Annotated in this window: 14 protein-coding genes; 11 read left to right on the top strand and 3 right to left on the bottom strand. The window is 41.9% G+C overall.

Annotated elements, in window-relative coordinates; genetic code table 11:
* On the bottom strand, positions 1-879 hold the full coding sequence (locus tag R2Q66_RS06385; protein ID WP_316747170.1) for an AraC family transcriptional regulator: 879 nt from the start codon (positions 877-879) through the stop codon (positions 1-3).
* Between the two features lie 161 nt (positions 880-1,040).
* On the opposite strand from R2Q66_RS06385, the gene R2Q66_RS06380 reads away from it, so the two are divergent.
* The 4 genes from R2Q66_RS06380 to R2Q66_RS06365 all read left to right on the top strand — a co-directional run bounded on the left by R2Q66_RS06380 (position 1,041) and on the right by R2Q66_RS06365 (position 6,466).
* Positions 1,041-2,870, top strand: coding sequence for a sodium:solute symporter family protein (locus R2Q66_RS06380; protein WP_316747169.1), 1,830 nt, complete (start codon positions 1,041-1,043; stop codon positions 2,868-2,870).
* A gap of 9 nt (positions 2,871-2,879) precedes the next feature.
* Positions 2,880-4,076 (top strand): glycosidase, encoded by a 1,197-nt coding sequence (locus tag R2Q66_RS06375; protein WP_316747168.1) that lies wholly within the window; start codon positions 2,880-2,882, stop codon positions 4,074-4,076.
* Between the two features lie 262 nt (positions 4,077-4,338).
* Positions 4,339-4,749 (top strand): GtrA family protein, encoded by a 411-nt coding sequence (locus tag R2Q66_RS06370; RefSeq protein ID WP_316747167.1) that lies wholly within the window; start codon positions 4,339-4,341, stop codon positions 4,747-4,749.
* 13 nt (positions 4,750-4,762) lie between these two features.
* Positions 4,763-6,466: an ArnT family glycosyltransferase gene (locus R2Q66_RS06365; protein WP_316747166.1), complete on the top strand. Its 1,704-nt coding sequence runs from the start codon at positions 4,763-4,765 to the stop codon at positions 6,464-6,466.
* 54 nt (positions 6,467-6,520) lie between these two features.
* On the opposite strand, the gene trxA is transcribed toward R2Q66_RS06365, so the two are convergent.
* On the bottom strand, positions 6,521-6,811 hold the full coding sequence (gene trxA / locus R2Q66_RS06360; protein WP_316747165.1) for a thioredoxin: 291 nt from the start codon (positions 6,809-6,811) through the stop codon (positions 6,521-6,523).
* 135 nt (positions 6,812-6,946) lie between these two features.
* The gene (locus R2Q66_RS06355; protein WP_316747164.1) at positions 6,947-7,243 is read right to left on the bottom strand and encodes a Dabb family protein; all 297 of its coding nucleotides are present in this window, start codon (positions 7,241-7,243) and stop codon (positions 6,947-6,949) included.
* A gap of 295 nt (positions 7,244-7,538) precedes the next feature.
* On the opposite strand from R2Q66_RS06355, the gene R2Q66_RS06350 reads away from it, so the two are divergent.
* From R2Q66_RS06350 to R2Q66_RS06320, 7 genes are all read left to right on the top strand, one after another.
* Positions 7,539-8,132: an RNA polymerase sigma-70 factor gene (locus tag R2Q66_RS06350; protein WP_316747163.1), complete on the top strand. Its 594-nt coding sequence runs from the start codon at positions 7,539-7,541 to the stop codon at positions 8,130-8,132.
* Positions 8,133-8,203: 71 nt separating this feature from the next.
* Positions 8,204-9,325: a FecR family protein gene (locus tag R2Q66_RS06345; RefSeq protein WP_316747162.1), complete on the top strand. Its 1,122-nt coding sequence runs from the start codon at positions 8,204-8,206 to the stop codon at positions 9,323-9,325.
* Between the two features lie 222 nt (positions 9,326-9,547).
* Positions 9,548-12,946, top strand: a complete 3,399-nt coding sequence (locus tag R2Q66_RS06340) for a SusC/RagA family TonB-linked outer membrane protein (protein ID WP_316747161.1) — start codon at positions 9,548-9,550, stop codon at positions 12,944-12,946.
* Between the two features lie 23 nt (positions 12,947-12,969).
* Positions 12,970-14,532 (top strand): SusD/RagB family nutrient-binding outer membrane lipoprotein, encoded by a 1,563-nt coding sequence (locus R2Q66_RS06335; RefSeq protein WP_316747160.1) that lies wholly within the window; start codon positions 12,970-12,972, stop codon positions 14,530-14,532.
* 54 nt (positions 14,533-14,586) lie between these two features.
* A complete protein-coding gene (eat, locus tag R2Q66_RS06330; RefSeq protein WP_316747159.1) occupies positions 14,587-15,903 on the top strand; it encodes an ethanolamine permease in 1,317 nt (438 codons plus the stop codon).
* Positions 15,900-17,258, top strand: coding sequence for a glutamine synthetase family protein (locus tag R2Q66_RS06325; protein ID WP_316747158.1), 1,359 nt, complete (start codon positions 15,900-15,902; stop codon positions 17,256-17,258). The genes eat and R2Q66_RS06325 overlap by 4 nt, the downstream gene beginning before the upstream one ends.
* Before the next feature lie 28 nt (positions 17,259-17,286).
* Positions 17,287-18,435, top strand: coding sequence for an iron-containing alcohol dehydrogenase (locus tag R2Q66_RS06320; protein ID WP_316747157.1), 1,149 nt, complete (start codon positions 17,287-17,289; stop codon positions 18,433-18,435).
* Positions 18,436-18,451 lie beyond the last annotated feature (16 nt).

The raw sequence follows: 18,451 nt of genomic DNA, 5'->3' as shown, positions 1-18,451 counted from the left end.
TTAGATAAAGGAACGTGTTCCGGAAAAACTGTCTCTAAACTCTTTTGGCGTACAGTTTTTCTTCTTCTTAAAAATCCTGTTGAAGTTAGATATGTTGTTAAATCCGCATTTATAAGCGATTTCTGAAATCGTCTGGGTACTGGAAATCAGCATTTTTGTCGCATGACCTAAACGGATCTCATTCAGGCTGTCAATGAACGTACTACCTGTTCTCTTTTTGATAAAGCGGCTGAAAGAGACTTCCGGCATACTTGCCGCTTTAGCTACTTCTTCCAGAGAAACCCCTTTATTGTAATTCGCATTCATGTAATCGAAGGCCTTTTCTATCCTTCTGCTGTTGTAATTGAACTGTTCATTGTTGAAACTGGAGTTGGATAATGTGCGCATATTTCTGGAAATAGAAAGATCATGCAGAATAGAAAAAAGTTCCAGTACCGAGTCAAAACCCTTCTTCTGGCCTAAAGCAAGGATTCTCGGGATCAACCTTTCTATGGTATCCGCAGAAAATAAGATCCCTTTTTGTGCGCGATCAAACATATTGGAAATGAAACTCAATTGATTTCTTTTGAGTAATCGGTCATCAAACAAATCTTTGTGGAATTGTATGGTGATTTCCATGATTTCCTCGCTTTTACATTGATGCGTAAACCAGGCATGGTACAGATTTGGTCCGATAAATACCAGTTCCGCATCTTCGATCAGCTCAATATGATCTCCTACAATTCTTTTTGCCCCTTTTGCTTTTAAAATCAGGTTCAGTTCGTACTCTTCATGATAATGTAAGGGAAAGTCAAAGTCCTTTTTGGTCCTCGAGAAAATGGTAAAGCAATCGCTCTGCGTTAAAGGGGTAATTTCCCTGACTATATTATTGGCCATCATATAAATATAACAATCTGCTTTAATGAATTAGGTTTATGTTAAAATAGTACTAGTCTAAACTAGTATTAATACCATATTAATGAGTCTTTTTGTTTTGAGAATACAATTAATTGTTAAAATAGTATTGAAGCTGTATGCGAAAATAGTATAGTTTTGATTTTATGAAGTTTCAACTCATTGATGTTCTCATTATCATCACCTACCTGATCAGCACCATTGTTATTGGTTTTTGGTACCGTAAAAAGGCCAGAGAAAATAACCAAAGCTACATCATGGGGGGTAAATCATTACCCTGGTATAAACTGGGATTGAGTGATGCTTCTGATATGTTTGACATTAGTGGGACCATGTGGATGGTGAGCCTGTGCTTTGTGTATGGGATGAAGAGCATCTGGATTCCATGGTTGTGGCCGGTATTTAATCAGGTATTTCTGATGATGTATTTGTCGAAATGGCTGAGACGCTCTAATGCCACTACCGGCGCAGAATGGCTATCCACCAGGTTCGGATTAAAAGGCCGCGGGGTTGGCCCTTCCCATAAAGTGGTCGTTGCTTTTGCGCTGTTGAGCTGTCTGGGCTTCCTCGCTTATGGTTTTATTGGCCTTGGTAAATTTGTAGAGATTTTTATTCCATGGGAATTTGTAAAGGCTTACGTGCCTTTTGAAGTCTCCCCACATTATGTGCCTCATTTTTATGGCATTATATTCACGCTATTTGCAATGTTTTACTCCATTTTGGGAGGGATGCATGGGATTGTGTTTGGCGACATGATCAAGTACGCGATCATGACGGTAGTTTGTATTTCTATAGCCATTATTGCGATGATTAACCTGAACGGTCAGCAGCTGAATGTGCCAAAAGGCTGGGATAGTCCTTTCTTCGGAACGCATTTAGAGCTCGACTGGACGGGCATCATCGATGATGTCAACAAAAAAATAGCCAGTGACGGGTATTCCATGTTCAGCATTTTCTTTATGATGATGCTCTTTAAAGGGGTTTTTGCTTCCTTAGCCGGCCCGCCGCCGAACTATGATATGCAAAAAATCCTGTCTACAAAATCGCCTAAAGAAGCGAGTAAAATGAGTGGTTTTGTGTCTATTGTGTTGCTGCCGATTCGTTATTCGCTCATTGTTGGATTAACTGTTCTGGGCATTCTTTACTATGATCAAATGAACCTGAAAGGAATAGACGGGGCCATAGATTACGAAAGGATTTTACCGGCAAGTATCAATAGTTTTGTTCCGGTTGGCTTGTTTGGATTGGTGCTTACCGGTCTGTTAGGTGCTTTTATGGGTACATTTAGCGGAACCCTCAACGCAGCACAAGCGTATATCGTGAACGATGTATACCTCAAATATATCAACCCTACAGCCTCTAATAAAAAGATCATTTCGATGAACTATTTGTCGGGTGTATTGGTGGTACTGCTGGGGATCACCCTCGGTTTCTTTGCCAGGGATGTGAATAGCGTGTTGCAATGGATTGTATCCGCGCTGTATGGGGGCTATATCGCCGCCAATGTGTTGAAATGGCATTGGTGGAGGTTCAATGCGAATGGGTTCTTCTGGGGGATGTTTACCGGTATTGTTGCCGCATTGGTCTTTACCAGATTTTTCTCCGGGGTAGAATTCCTGTATTATTTCCCTTTGTTGTTCCTGCTTTCTTTAGCTGGTTCTGTGATTGGAACGTATATGGCGCCAGCTACCGATGAAGAAACGTTGAAAAGCTTTTATAAAACCGTGCGTCCCTGGGGATTTTGGGAACCGGTACACCAGCTGGTCTTACAAGAGGACCCTTCTTTTAAAGCGAATAAAAACTTTGGCAGGGATATGTTCAACGTGGTGCTGGGTATCATCGCACAGCTTTGCCTCACCCTATTGCCGATGTACCTGATTTTAATGATGAAAATGCCCCTGATGATCACGATCGCCATATTGGCGGTGATAGTGATCATTCTGAAAAGAACCTGGTGGAATAAACTCGAAGATTAATAGAATTATATGATGGATTACGACAACAGACTGGAGGAGCTCAACCGTGCCCATCAGTCTTTACTTACGCGCAGCAACAAACCGGAGAACTTAGGAAACGGTATTTTTAACAGATATGAACACCCGGTTTTAACCGCGGCACATACTCCGCTTTACTGGCGTTATAATTTGAACAAAGAAAGCAACCCTTTTCTGATGGAACGTATTGGCATCAACTCGGTGTTTAATGCCGGGGCGATCAAATGGAACAATAAATACCTGCTGATGGCCAGAGTGGAAGGGAGCGACAGGAAATCTTTTTTCGCCATTGCGGAAAGTGACAACGGGATCGACCAGTTTAAGTTCTGGGAATATCCGGTGGTCATTCCGGAAACCGCATTACCGGATACCAATGTCTATGATGTGAGGTTAACCGCGCATGAAGATGGCTGGGTATATGGGCTGTTTTGCACGGAAAGAAGAGATCCATCGGCTTCGGCAGGAGATCAATCGGCCGCATTGGCGCAGTGTGGCATCATCCGTACTAAAGATTTACTTACCTGGGAACGCCTGGCAGATTTGAAAACCAGCTCTCAGCAGCAGCGAAATGTAGTGCTTCATCCGGAGTTTGTGGGAGATAAATATGCGTTTTACACGCGTCCACAGGATTCTTTTATTGAAGCCGGTAATGGCGGAGGAATTGCCTTTGGCCTTTCTGAATCTATAGAAAATGCCGAAATTCCGGAAGAATTACTGATGGATAAAAAGGAATACCATACGGTTTACGAGGCTAAAAACGGGCAGGGACCGGCACCTATAAAAACGAAATACGGCTGGTTGCACCTCGCGCATGGGGTTAGAAATACCGCTGCGGGACTCCGATATGTGCTCTATGTATTCATGACAGATCTGAACAACCTGAGCCTGGTGATCCATAAACCTGCGGGTTATTTTATTGCCCCGGAAGGAGAAGAGCGGATTGGCGATGTATCTAATGTGGTGTTTAGCAATGGCTGGATTGCGGATGAAGATGGCCGGGTATTTATTTATTATGCAGCTTCAGATTCCAGGATTCATGTGGCGACCAGTAGTATAGATCAATTGCTTGATTATGTGATGAATACGCCGGAAGATGGGCTTAGGTCGGCGGCAACGGTACAGCGTATCTACAATCTAATTGATCAGAATAAAGGAGTTAAGTCTTTGGTTACGAAGAAGATGTCTTGAGCTTGGTGCTGGTGTTCAGCCAGGTTTTTGTTGGTACGGGGGAAGTGGTCGGGTTGTGGTCGGGAAGAGTGGCATCTTGCTATAGGGTTCCGAAAAGGTTCAGTATACCGCGACCGGGCTTTGGTTTAGGGTTTAGGTAACCCACCCTTTCCCAAGGGTTAGGAAAGGCCGGCGAAGCTCAACACCCTTCCCAACCACACCCGGAATCTTTCATAAATGAAATTAATATGTACTTTTGCGACAGATACCGATTTCTATTGCTATGATGAACCTTGCCCTGATTGAATTTAACCAAACCTTATTGTATAAGTTTATCAGATTTGGTGTGGTAGGTTTTTCTGGTCTTGCGATTGATTTCGGGATCACTTACCTCTGTAAGGAAAAACTAAAGATTCATAAGTACGTGTCCAGTTCATTGGGTTTTGCTGTTGCTACAGCTTCTAATTATACCCTTAACCGCAACTGGACTTTTGAAGATCATGCTGCGGCCAGCTTAACGCAATTTAGTAAATTTTTTATGATTGCTTTGTTTGGCCTATTTCTAAGCAATATCCTGATCTATCTGCTTCATGATAAATTGAAATGGAACTTCTATGTAGCCAAAGGCTGCGCCATCGTGGTGATTTCCCTCTGGAATTTTTTCGCCAATTACCTGTATACTTTTTCTAGCTAAAACCAATCCTTAAATGTTGCAAACCAAAAAGAGTCCTGAGCAAATCTTATTTATTTTCTTAGGCGTATGGACGATATTAAACATCATCCAGGCCAGCTTTGTAGAAGTTCATTCGGATGAGGCTTACTATTGGGTATACTCCAGGTTTTTAGACTGGGGCTATTTCGATCATCCACCCATGGTTGCTTTGTTCATCAAAATAGGTGACTTATTGTTGCCGGGTACTTTGGGAATGCGCTTTCTGACGGTAATCAGCAGTACGCTTTCTGTTTTCTTTCTCTGGAAAATCCTGAAACCTTACGGGGAGCATATCAAGCTCTTTATCTTGTTATTCAGTTCTGTAGTGCTATTCCATGTTTATGGATTTATCACCACGCCTGATGCACCGCTGTTCCTTTTTACCATCCTGTTTTTCTATGTTTATCAGAAATACGTAGCCTCAGATCAATTGAAATGGGCACTATTGCTGGCATTGGTGATCGCTTGTTTGCTGTATAGTAAATACCATGGGATTTTAGTCTTGTTGTTGACGATTATCTCCAATCTGAAACTGCTGAAAAGACCTTCTTTCTGGCTGATTGTTGGGGTGGCCATCCTGGCTTTCCTTCCGCATATCTGGTGGCAGATAGAGAACAATTACCCTTCTTTTTATTATCATGTTATTGATCGCTCTGCGGCATTTTATAAATCCAGATATACCACAGAATATTTGCTGGCGCAACTGGCACTTGCCGGCCCATTAGTCGGCTGGTTTATGTATCGTGCTGCGGTACTGCTAAAAACACCGGATACTTTTATCCGCGCCATTAAAGTTAATTTTTATGGGTTTTTCATTTTCTTTCTATTCAGCACCTTAAAAGGCAGGGTAGAGGCACACTGGACTTTGCCGGGAATGATCTGTCTGTTTATTCTGGCTTATCTTTATTTGTCGAAAAGAACCGTTCCTAGATGGTTTGAAAGACTGGCAATCGTTAATATTGCCTTGATTTTAATCACCAGAATGATCCTTTTAGTTCCTGTTCCTGCCCTGATGAAAATCAAACCTGTGGCGTATTATTTCGGCAATGAGACCTGGGCAAAACAGATTCATGAAAAGGCAGGAGATGCGCCAGTGATTTTTATGGACGCTTTCCAGGAGCCTTCCAAGTATAGTTATTATACCAAAAGCACCAAAGGCTTTGGTTATGATTCCCGTAATTACCGAAAAAATCAATACGATATCTGGTCATTGGAAGACAGTTTAAGAAATAAACGCGTTTATCTGGCGCTCACTTATAGCAGGGGTTTACCAGAGCAAGATACCCTTGTAACCCCAAAAGGATTGTATTATGGCAGTTGGGTAGATTCGGTGAGGATGTATCAAAAAGTAGCAGTAAATCCTGTAGAAATCCCTGCGGTGCTTGAAAAGAGCAGGCCCTTAACATTAAAACTAAAGATTACTAATCCTTATGATCAGGAGATTTTCCTGGGCAATGCCGGCGAGAAATGGGCCTGTATATTGGAATATGGTTACAAAAAAGGAGCGGATCTGAGCGAATTTAGGCCGGTTAAAGCTGATCTGGAGCAGCTGAGGATTCCTGCGAAACAATCGGTTATCCTGGATGCAGAAATCACTACTCCTGAACTACCGGGTAAGTATAAACTGATCTTTTCTTTAAGAACAGACCCTTTTTCGGGAAGCAGAAACAGCAATATGATCGCTGTTGAAGTGAAATAGTGAAGCGGTTAAACTGGTAATTGTCTATATAGATTTCCCTATATAGACAATTAGCTAGATTGATAATTGTTTTAGCAAGGTCATTTGATCAATCGTTCCGGAATGTCTCCAGATGATTTCTCCGTTTTTAAAAACCATAAACGTAGGTACTGATTTTACATTGTACTTAATGGCTGCCGCCTGGTTTTTATCAATATTAATTTTGATCACCCTTGCATTACCTTCGGTAATTCTTGCCACTTCCTGAACGATTGGATTCATGGTTTTACATGGGCCACACCAATCTGCATGAAAGTCTACCAGAACTGGTGTACCTGATTGTATTAAATCTTGAAATGCACTCATAGCTATTTAATTAAGGATGCTTTTGTTTAATTAGGGGTGGTAATCCGGAGAAAAGCAAGGCATTGCTGCAGGGCTTTCCTCCGGTAAATTTTATGCTGCAATTTTCAAATAAAATTCAGCAGGCGTCATTAAAAATTAATGAGCGTCATAAATGATTACTTTCTCAAAAAGACCACGGAATTCATCCAAAAATGCTTTGTGCAATTCATGAACCTGGTACACATCGTGTCCGGCAAGGTCTGAAAAGAATAAAATTAAGGAGAAAGAATAGGTGGTATCTACTACTGCACGGTCAATCGGAGCAGGAGTACCGATATGAAAAGCTTCAACCGTTTCGATTGCTTCTAATCCTTCAAGGCCATCTCTGAAAGCGGCTTTTTGTTCTTCGGTAGTGTCGGCTTTTAGCCAGAATAAAACGTGATGAGCTAACATATATTAAGGTTTTTTGGTAAATATAGGGAATTGTATGGTGCCGGAGAAAGCGGATTTGAATATTCCGTTTGGCAGGAAAAAAATGGGAGCTGGTGAAAAGAAACCGGAGAAAGATATGGGTCTTCCTCCGGTAACTTAATCTAGCGTGCCTAATAGAAACGGGAATGGATGCTTAAACGCTACAGTGGAATTAAAATTTTTCAATATTTTGTAGTTGCTTGCATGGAATTGTTAATTTAAAAACATTGAGGATACATTGGTTTAATTTTGATAAATTAGTTTCGGGGATTTCCAGATGCCAGCAAAATATAAACTATCCGACCAAGAAATTCAGGCTAAAATTATAGCCGGGGAGGAGTCTGCCTTTTCGGAACTTTACGACCGCTATAGCGCTGTACTATCTGCTTATATTAAACGGTTTGTGCATTCTTCTGACCTCGCAGAAGACTTGACGCAGGAAGTTTTTATCAAGATCTGGCAGTGTAAATCGAAGCTGGAAGAGGTGAGGTCAATCAAAGCTTACCTGTTTATCATGGCGAGAAACCATACGCTCAATAGCCTTAAAAAGGCGATGAGGTCTGATGTGGCGATGGCCGAAGTACTCAATAGCTTCGTAGAACAAAGAAATGATACCGAAGAAGAACTGCTGAGTAAGGAATATTTACAATACCTGGAAAAGGCCTTATCGGAATTACCCGGCCGGACAAGAGAGATCTTTAAACTTTGTCGCCAGGAAGGAAAAAGTTATGACGAGGTGGCCTCTGCCCTGGGGATTTCCAGAAATGCCGTCAAAAATCACATGGTCGGTTCCATGAAAATATTAAGTGCTTCCGTAAAAAAAGACCTTGGCATATCACTCAGCATACTTCTGGTGCTCTTCCTGAAATAATTAAAAAATAAATGATTTTCAGCTACCCTCGTACCCTTTAAATATTGTCTTAATATTTGAACGGACATCCTATGGAAGAACATGATTTTTATGAAGCCCTGGTGCAACGTTATCTGAGCAATCAGCTGACGGATCAGGAGCTTGAACTTTTTGCCGAATTGGTAAGAACCGGTAAACTGGACGATCAGTTGTTTGCCGCCTGGAATGAAGATGCCGGGATTACTGAAGCGGACGAATTGGATTTTCAAAAGAGTCAGAAAGTAAGGTTCTTATGGCCTAAAGCAGTTGCCGCAGCAGCAATCTTAATCCTGATTTCTTTTGCCGGTTACTTTGGCTATCAAAAATATGCATCCCAAACTCCTGTAGAACTTTCTGCACAGCTGAATGACGCGGATCCCGGTGGTAATAAAGCGACGCTAACCCTGGCTGATGGTTCCAAAATATCGCTTACGGATGCCGGTAACGGCGAACTTGCCAAACAAAGTGGGGTAAGGATTTCGAAAAGTAAAAACGGGGAACTGGTCTATTCGGTGATTGCATCCGACACTAAATTACCTGTTTTTAATACCATCAGCACCCCAAGAGGGGGAGTTTACCAGGTGAATCTTCCGGATGGCACTAAAGTATGGCTCAACGCAGCTTCCTCCATCAAATTCCCCACCACTTTCGCTTACCTCAAAGAACGGAAAGTGGAGCTGGAAGGTGAGGCTTATTTTGAAGTCGCAAAGAACAAAAATCTTCCTTTTATCGTTTCCAGCAGCGGTCAGCAGTTGAAGGTGCTGGGGACACATTTTAATGTCAATGCTTATCCCGATGAGGAGGAAGTTAAAACAACACTCCTGGAAGGTAGCCTGAAAGTGTTTGCAGGAAATTCCGTCTTGCTCAAACCCGGACAGCAGGCCAGTGTGAATCGGAAAGAGTTGCGCAATGTTCAGTTAAGACCGGCGAATATAGCGCAGGTAATGGCCTGGAAAAATGGGTTTTTCCATTTTGAAAAAGACAATCTTCATGCGGTAATGAGACAATTATCGCGCTGGTATGATGTGGACGTAGTTTATGAAGTAAACCGTGCTGATGATGAGTTTATGGGAGATATTCCCCGGGGAATCAAGCTTTCTGAAGTGCTTAAAATGTTGTCTTTTGAAGGAACACAGTTTAAAATTGATGGACATAAACTCACCGTTAAAAAGTAAAATAAATTTAATCCTTTAGTTGAATTGTTAAACCAATCCCATTCGCATATGAAAAGATAAATACTCAAAAAACAACACTGTGATGAAGGAATAAAACAGGACCCTGCTCGAACAGGGCCCTGATCGCCCCCATCCGATCATCTCAGATAGGAACATCGTTCCGGTTGACCTCAAAAAACACTTATTGGATAATTAATGAATAAACCAAAACATACCAAAAATATGAAATTAAACTCATGTAGTAAAGCCCCTTTTATGAGGTGGCTATGCTCAACTCAGACCTTACTGGCCATGAAACTCACCGTAATTTTAATCTTCTTTAGCTGCCTTCAGGTATCTGCAGATGGGTTCTCCCAAAAAATTACACTTTCAAAAAGAAACACCACATTCAACGCTATTTTTGAAAGCATTAAAAAACAAAGCGGTTATACTTTCTTTTACAATAATAAACTGATCAAACAGGAAGGCCTGATCAGTGTGGAACTGGAAGATGTTAGCCTGGATGATGCCTTAACGCAGATTTTCAGGAACCGCCCATATTCTTATATGATCCTCAATAAAACTGTGGTGATTAAAAAGAAAGCCATGGAAACCGGCCTGATTAGTCCGGCAGCGGTAACGATGGTTGCCATGGTACAGATCAAAGGAAAAGTAGTAGATAACGAAGGAAATCCTTTACCAGGGGCCTCTATTATTGTAAAAGGCACCAAAGAAGGGGCCTCTTCGAGTACCTCCGGCGATTTTGTGATCAATGCAAAACCAGGCGATGTACTGGTGGTCAGGTATCTTGGCTATGCTACAAAAGAAATCACCGTAAATTCGGGTGTTTCTACGATGACCATCGTCCTGGAAGCCCAAAAACAAGACCTTTCTGAAGTGGTCGTAACCGCCTTAGGGATAAAACGCTCGGAGAAATCACTGGGTTATGCCGTTCAAAAGATTGCCGGGGATAAAGTGCAGACCGTGAAAGGTGTGGACCTTGGAACCTCTTTAACCGGACAGGTAGCAGGTTTAGTAGTGAAGAATTCTACGGAATTTAATGCAAAGCCAAAACTGGAACTTAGAGGGGAAGATGTTTTATTGGTGATCGACGGGGTGCCTTATGGCAACCTGACCCTTCGCGATGTTCCTGCGGATGATATTGAAAGCATGGACCTGTTAAAAGGATCTACTGCTTCTGCCTTGTATGGCTCACGTGCTGGTGGTGGTGTATTATTGATCACCACAAAAAAAGGCGCTGCAGGTAAAGGTTTTGCAGTGGATCTGAATAGCAATACCATGTTTCAGCTGGGCTATCTGGCTGTTCCGGAAGTGCAGAGTTCTTATGGACGTGGACAGAATGGTGTAATCGACAATGATTATGTTTGGGGCCCAAAATTAGACGCGGGTAATACCGCCAGAGACTGGAATCCGGCAACCAAACAATTCGAAGATAACCGTCCGCTGGTTTCTGTAGGGAAAGACAACCTGAAAAACTTCATGAATACCGGTATCATCACCAACAACAATATTTCTATCGCTCAGACTGGCGAAAATGGAAGTTTCAGGATCGGTTTAAACCATGTTTATAATAAAGGGCAGTTTCCAAATCAGAAGTTGAACATGTTGAATTTAACTTCTGGTGGAGAGATCAGAATCAATGATAAATTTAAAATCGAAAGTCATTTTGGTTTAAGCAGACGCGATGCACCACAAATATGGGGTGGTGGTTATGACAACCAGGGCTACCTTTACCAATTGGTGATGTGGACTGGTACTGAGTATGATATCCGCGATTATAAAGACTATTGGGTAGTCCCTAACAAAACGCAAAACTGGATGTATACCAATTGGTATGACAACCCTTATTTGATTGCAAATGAGAAGTTAAATGGAAAGACAGAAAGTACGGTTAATGCCAATGTAACCGCAAGTTATAAGTTTAATGAAGACTTTAATCTGATGTTGCGTTTGGGTTATGACAACTATAATAACTCAGAAACCATGCGTAACCCTACGGCAAATATCTTCTCTACCAGAGGAGGATGGAATGCAAGAGGGATGTATAGCATCGATAATACAACCGGATATAGTACCAATGATGACCTGATTTTAACCTATAAAAAGAAGCTGAACAAATGGTCATTTGATGCGCTTGCCGGTGGAACCATCTACTATTATGCAGATCAGGGTTTAAAATCAACCACGAAAAACGGATTGATTTCTCCAACCTTCTTCTCATTGGCAGGTTCTATCGAACCGCCAACTGTTACGCCATATCATAAAGCCAGACAAATAAATAGTCTTTATGGACGTGCTTCCATTGGTTGGAATGATGCCGTGTTCTTAGATGTAACCGGTAGAAATGACTGGAATTCTGCACAACCAAAAACATCAAGAGATTATTTTTATCCTTCTATCGGTTCCAGTGTGGTGATCTCCGAATTGGTGAAATTACCGGAAGTAGTGGATATGTTTAAACTGCGTGGGTCCTGGACCATCTTTAAAAATGCCTTTGATCCTTATGCCATCAATAATGTATATACCACCAAAACTGCTGCATGGAACACGCTAAACTCAGGAAGTTATCCTAATTACATCTTAGGTGATGGTCTGTTACCAAGTTCGCAACGGACCTGGGAAATCGGGGCTGTAGGTTACCTGTTTAAGAAACGCCTGCATTTTGATGTTGCCTATTTTAATAAGTATTACTATAACCGTCAGACGGATCTTAAAGAAAAAGGTAATACTGCTTATTTACCTAATTCAAGTGGTTTTAGCATGGCAATTGTCAACACGAAAGAAACTTTTGAGCGTCGTGGTATAGAGATTACAGTAGATGGATCGGTGATTAAAGGCAGAGATTTCGAATGGTACGCCACCATGAACTGGGCGCAGCAACACCGCTACTTTGTGGACCTGGATCCTTTATATTCTCCGGATGATCTTTGGACTAAAAAAGGAGAAAGACTGGATACTTACAAGGCGAATTACTGGTTGAGAGACCCTCAGGGGAATATTATTTTCAATAATGGTTCTCCGGTAAACAGCGATTACAATAAAAAATATGGTTATGGTGAACCTGATTTCAGCTTTGGTTTTATCAATAATTTCAGGTACAAAAACTGGAACCTGAATGTGAATTTTGATGGCCGTATTGGCGGACTGATGTACAATTACATGTATGATAAGATGTGGGATACCGGAACAAACCCTGATTCTGATAACCAGTATCGCTACGATCAGGTTGTGAATGGTAAGAATAATTTTGTGGGTCAAGGGGTTAAAGTGATCTCAGGAGCGGTAGTTTTTGATAAGTATGGTCAGGTGGTTAGTGATACACGTCAGTATGCACCAAATGATGTACAGGTAGGTTATCAGGACCATGCACAGAAATTTAGAGGTGGTGATAAAGGGATTCAGAATGAGTCTTTTGTGAAACTTCGTGAATTGTCTTTAGGCTATAGCTTCGCGCCAAAATTCGTTAACAAATTGGGTTTGAAAAGAGCTTCATTCTCTATAACCGGACAAAACTTATGGATGTGGACCAATTTTAAATACTCAGATCCTGATTTTGATGAAGAAAACCTGAATTCACCTTCGCAACGTATGTTGGGTTTCAATTTTAAAATAGGCTTCTAACCGTTAAATAAAAATATACTCATATGAAAACTAACGTTTTAAAATATATATCGATTTTGCCGATGTTGGCAGTAATGAATACGGGTTGTCAGAAGTTTGAAGATATCAATTCAAACCCCGACAGAACTACGGAAGTAAGTTCTTCTATCCTGGCTACAGGTATGCTGCTGGAGGTGACCAAAAATGAAATTGGTGCGCAGAAAGCGTTTATGCAGCCCTATTTATTGGGTAAATACATCACCTGGGGTGAAGGTCAGGAAAACTTACAATACAATAAGCTGGGCAGAGCAGATTTTGCACGCCTGACGGTATTGGTGAACATCGCGCCAATGGAAAAATATGCGACCAGCGAAGGGCTTAGGAAATCTTATCAGGCGCTGGGGCATTTCCTTCGTGCATGGCAGTTTTTTCAGGCCAGTATGCAGGTTGGAGATATCCCTTATACGGAGGCCATAAAAGGAGAAACGGAAAAGATTTTACAGCCAAAATATGATGCGCAAAAGACCGTGTTTTTAGGGATTTTAAATGAGCTGGATCAAGCCAATCAATTGTTTTCCGAAGGGGCAAATTTTGAGGGTGATCCGATTTATGGCGGTAAGGCCGACAACTGGAGAAGGTTAACCAATAGTTTTGAGCTTCATGTATTGATGAACTTGTATAAAAAAACCGGAGATGCAGATTTGAAAGTCATAGAACGCTTTAAAGACATCGCTGCTAACCGCCCGCTGATGCGCGATTATAAAGACAATTTTGCACTGGCTTATAACAACGTTGCCGGACAAAATTATCCCTGGTCTGATGTGCCTGCGGGTTCAGGAAATTCATTCGTAAAGTCCAACTATACCATGCTTTCCAATACTTTATTAGCGCCAATGAAAGCACAAAAAGATCAACGTTTATTCTATTATGCGAAACCTTCTCCGGTAAAAATTATTGCCGGTCTTTTGGCCTCAGATTACAATGCTTATCCAGGTGTAGATCCTTCAGATGCTTTCTCTGCGCTGCAGACGCGTAGGGTAGGTAAAGATTATGCGGATTTGAATAACCGTTATGTGCAATTGGTAAATGCAGAAGCAGTGAGTTTGTTCAGTTATTGGGATCAACAATTTATCCTCGCAGAAGCTCAGGTAAGAGGCTGGATTACCGGGGCCAGCGCACAAAGTTATTATGCTGCCGGGATCAGTAGCTCTATGAATTTTGTGGCTGCCAGTACACCAGATTTGGTAGATTATAACCACAATATGAAAATGGAGCCTGCTTATATTGATGCTTTTCCAGCTTCTGCCGGTGTAGCGCTTGCAGGAACACCAGCACAGCAAATCGAACAGATCATTACCCAGAAATATCTGGCTAATTTCTTACAGGGCGGGAAAAACAGTGCATGGATGGAAAACAGAAGAACCGGTTACCCGGTATTTACGTTAAACAGCAGCACCAACTTAAATACGCCAACTACTAATTTTCCGCTACGTTGGTTGTATCCGGGTAAGGAACTGGATTATAATTCCGCAAATGTGTCTGCTGCGATTCAGAGCCAATATGGTGGTAATGATGATGTTAATCAGGTCATGTGGATCTTAAAGTAAGATTTTATGTTATATTAGTAATACGGTAATTTTCATGTAAAACAACCAACGCCTATGACGCCAACTAAGGGTTTAAAGAAAACACTGACTCCTTTTATGTTATGGGGGCTGGGCGTAGGTTATGTCATCTCAGGCATGTATTTCGGATGGAATCTCGGCCTTGAAAAAGGTGGGACAGGAGGGATGGCAATTGCCACCCTGGTGATCATGCTGATGTATGTTACGTTTACCTTTAGTTACGCAGAATTAGCTTGCGCAATTCCTAAAGCAGGAGGTGTGTTTGATTATGCAAAAAGAGCAATGGGGCAAAATATCGGTTTTATAGCCGGTATTGCCCAAATTGTTGAATTTATATTGGCACCGCCGGCGATTGCTTTCGCCATCGGTGCCTATTTTAATGCTTTCTATCCCCAGGTACCAATTCTCACAAGTGCCATTTCCATTTACTTTATTTTTACCGCACTGAATGTTTACGGCGTAAAAGCTGCGGCATCTTTTGAGGTGATCATCACCGTTTTCGCGGTTGGGGAATTGCTGTTGTTTTCAGGAATCGCCCTGCCAAAATTTGAAATGGTCAATTTAACACACAATGCTTTACCAAATGGTTGGAGGGGTGTGTTTGCAGCCATCCCTTTTGCCATCTGGTTTTTTCTGGGAATTGAAGGGATTGCCAATGTGGCCGAGGAAACTAAAAACCCTCAAAGGGATATCAGCAGAGGCTTCGGCTGGGCTATTTTTACCCTGTCGATTTTGTGTGTCCTGGTTTTTGTGACGGCTACGGGTATTGCCGGTTGGGAGGCTATCGTGTATAAAAATGGAATTAGCGGGGAGACTTCCGATTCACCACTTCCGCTGGCGCTGGCGAAGATCACGGGAAACAATCATTTGATGTATCATTTGCTGATTACAGTTGGTTTATTTGGCTTGGTAGCTTCTTTCCATGGCCTGATTCTGGCTGCGGGTCGCTCTACTTACGAGATGGGCCGTGTACAGCACATTCCTTCTTTTTTAGGCAAAATATCTCCGCGTTTTCATACCCCTGCCAATGCCCTGATCGGGAATATGCTGATCGGTATTCTGGCCTTACTTTCCGGAAAAACTTCCGAAATTATCATCGTTTCTGTCTTTGGCGCATTAACGCTTTATATCATTTCCATGATTTCCATCATGATTTTAAGGAAAAGAGAACCGGATTTGCCACGCCCTTTCCGTTTGCGCTTTTACCCTTTGTTTCCAATAATTGCTTTAGTGATAGCCACGATATCTATCGTCGCTATGTTTATTTTTAACCCTAAACTTGGATTAATTTACTTCTCCATTTTAGCGGTTACCTTTTTATTATACAGGACTTTTAAATCGGCAGATAAATGACAACAGAAGAAATTTTAGCTTATGTAAAACAACATCCCTCCGGGAAAGTAAAAGTAGCTGTTACCGATATTGATGGGGTTTTAAGGGGTAAATACATTGCAACAGAGAAGTTTTTATCGATTCTGGAAGGGAGATTAGGCTTTTGCGATGTCACCTTTGGATGGGATATGGGCGATGTGGCTTACGATAATGTCAAACTTACCGGATGGCATACGGGCTATCCAGATGCTCAGGTGAAATTAGACTTACAGACTTTTCGTAAAATCCCCTGGGAAAATGACCTGCCGTTTTTTTTAGGTGATTTTGTGGATGAACAGCATCAGGCACTGTATGCTTGTCCGCGGCAATTGCTCCATAAAATACGCGGGGAAGCAGAAGATATGGGCTTTAAACCGTTTTTTTCTCAGGAATTTGAGTGGTTCAATTTTGCGGAGACACCGGAATCTGTGCATCAAAAGAATTTCCAGCAGCTCCAGCCCTTAACACCGGGGATGTTCGGGTATTCGATCCTGCGCAGTAGCTTGAAAAACAGCTATATGACCGATCTGTTTGAACTCCTGTGCAAATTCGGAATTCCTATTGAAGGTTTACATACCGAAACAGGGCCCGGGGTTTATGAAGCCGCGATTAAATATGCCGGGGTATTGGAAGCCGCAGATCAAGCCGTTTTATTTAAAACAGCGGTTAAAGAGATTGGCTATCAGCATGGTATTATGGCCACCTTTATGGCTAAGATTAATGAAAATCTGCCGGGTTGCAGTGGTCATGTACACCAGAGTTTATGGGATAAAGAAGGCAAGCATAACCTGTTTTATGAGGAGCAGGATGCCTCAAAAATGAGTGCAGTGATGAAGTCTTATATTGCCGGACAATTGTATTGTCTGCCTTTTATTTTACCCATGATTGCGCCCACAATTAACAGTTATAAAAGGCTGGTGGAAGGCGCCTGGGCACCAACTACCTTAACCTGGGGAATCGACAATAGAACAGTGGCTTTACGGGCCTTGCCAGGTCATGCAAAGACCACGCGTTTAGAAACGCGGGTGGTGGGTTCAGATACCAATCCGTATCTGGCCTTATCTGCTTGTCTGGCCGCCGGACTCTACGGGATTAAAAACAAGCTTTCCTTAGATCAGGCTGCTACTCAGGGGAATGGTTATAAAGATATTGCCAATGGCATACTTCCGGGTAGTTTACAAGAGGCCACCAGGAAAATGAAGGAATCGCCTTTGGCTGCTACTTTATTTGGTGCCGACTTTGTATCACATTTCACATTGACCAGAGAATGGGAGTGTAAGCAGTACGCCAAAGCGGTGACCGACTGGGAAATGAAAAGATATTTTGAAATTATTTAAACTTTGATTTATTTAAACCTGCTTAACTATGATTTTTGATAAAATACATCAATTTAATTTTCCGACAACGATTCGTTTTGGTGCTGGTGTGATCAAAGAATTGCCAGCTTATTTAAAAGCCAATGGCTTAAGTAAGCCCTTACTGGTAACCGATCCTACGGTTTCCGCTCTGCCTTTTTTTACTGAGATAGTTGCAGACCTGGAAGCGCATCATTTTTCTGTAGTGGTTTTCAATGATATTCATAAGAATCCGGTTAAAAGTGATGTTTACAAAGGAACGGAGGTTTGGGACCAGAATTCCAGAGATTGTGTGATCGGAATTGGTGGTGGTGCAGCTTTAGATGTAGCCAGGGCTATTGTTTTACGCGTAAACCACAGGGAAGATTTATTCAAATATGATGATTTGATTGGTGGCGATGTGTTTGTAACCAATGAGGTGCCTCATTTTATTACGGTGCCTACAACTTCCGGTACAGGGAGCGAAGTGGGGAGAAGTGCAATCATTTCTGATGATGAGACGCATCAAAAGAAGATTTTGTTTTCGCCAAAGCTGATGGCGAAAATTGTGTTTGCAGATCCTTTGTTGACCATGGACTTACCGGCACATATTACCGCTGCGACTGGTATGGATGCCTTAACACATAATATGGAGGCTTTCCTCGCCAAAAATTACCATCCTTTATGTGATGGAATTGCGCTGGAAGGAATTAGCTTGATCCGGGATTCCTTAGTAACCGCTACGCTGAAACCAGATGTGGAGAGTCGGAGTAAAATGCTACTGGCTTCGATGATGGGTGCTATTGCTTTTCAAAAGGGTTTAGGAGTGGTTCATTCTCTGGCACATCCACTTTCTTCTTTGTTAGATACCCACCATGGTTTAGCAAATGCTGTGAATATTCCTTATGGAATGGCCTTCAATATTGCCGGTTTTGAGGATAGGTTTGCCAGGATCGCGCAGGCCCTGGGCTTGAAAACCGAAACAGGAGAAGCAGTGGTCAATTATCTTTTTGAACTCAATTCTAAGTTAGGTATTCCCCATCATTTGAGGGATATCGGGGTTTCCATGGAAAATATTGATACGCTGGCTGATCTCGCTTTTGCGGATTTTGCACATCCAAATAACCCTAAACCGGTGAGCAGGGCCGATTTTAAAGCTTTATATTTAGAGGCACTGTAAGTTTTAAAGGGGAATA

The sequence above is a fragment of the Pedobacter gandavensis genome (assembly GCF_032677645.1).
Taxonomy (GTDB): domain Bacteria; phylum Bacteroidota; class Bacteroidia; order Sphingobacteriales; family Sphingobacteriaceae; genus Pedobacter; species Pedobacter gandavensis_A.
The sequence above is the reverse complement of the archived record's forward strand: the minus strand, read 5'-3'. Positions and strand labels throughout refer to the sequence as shown.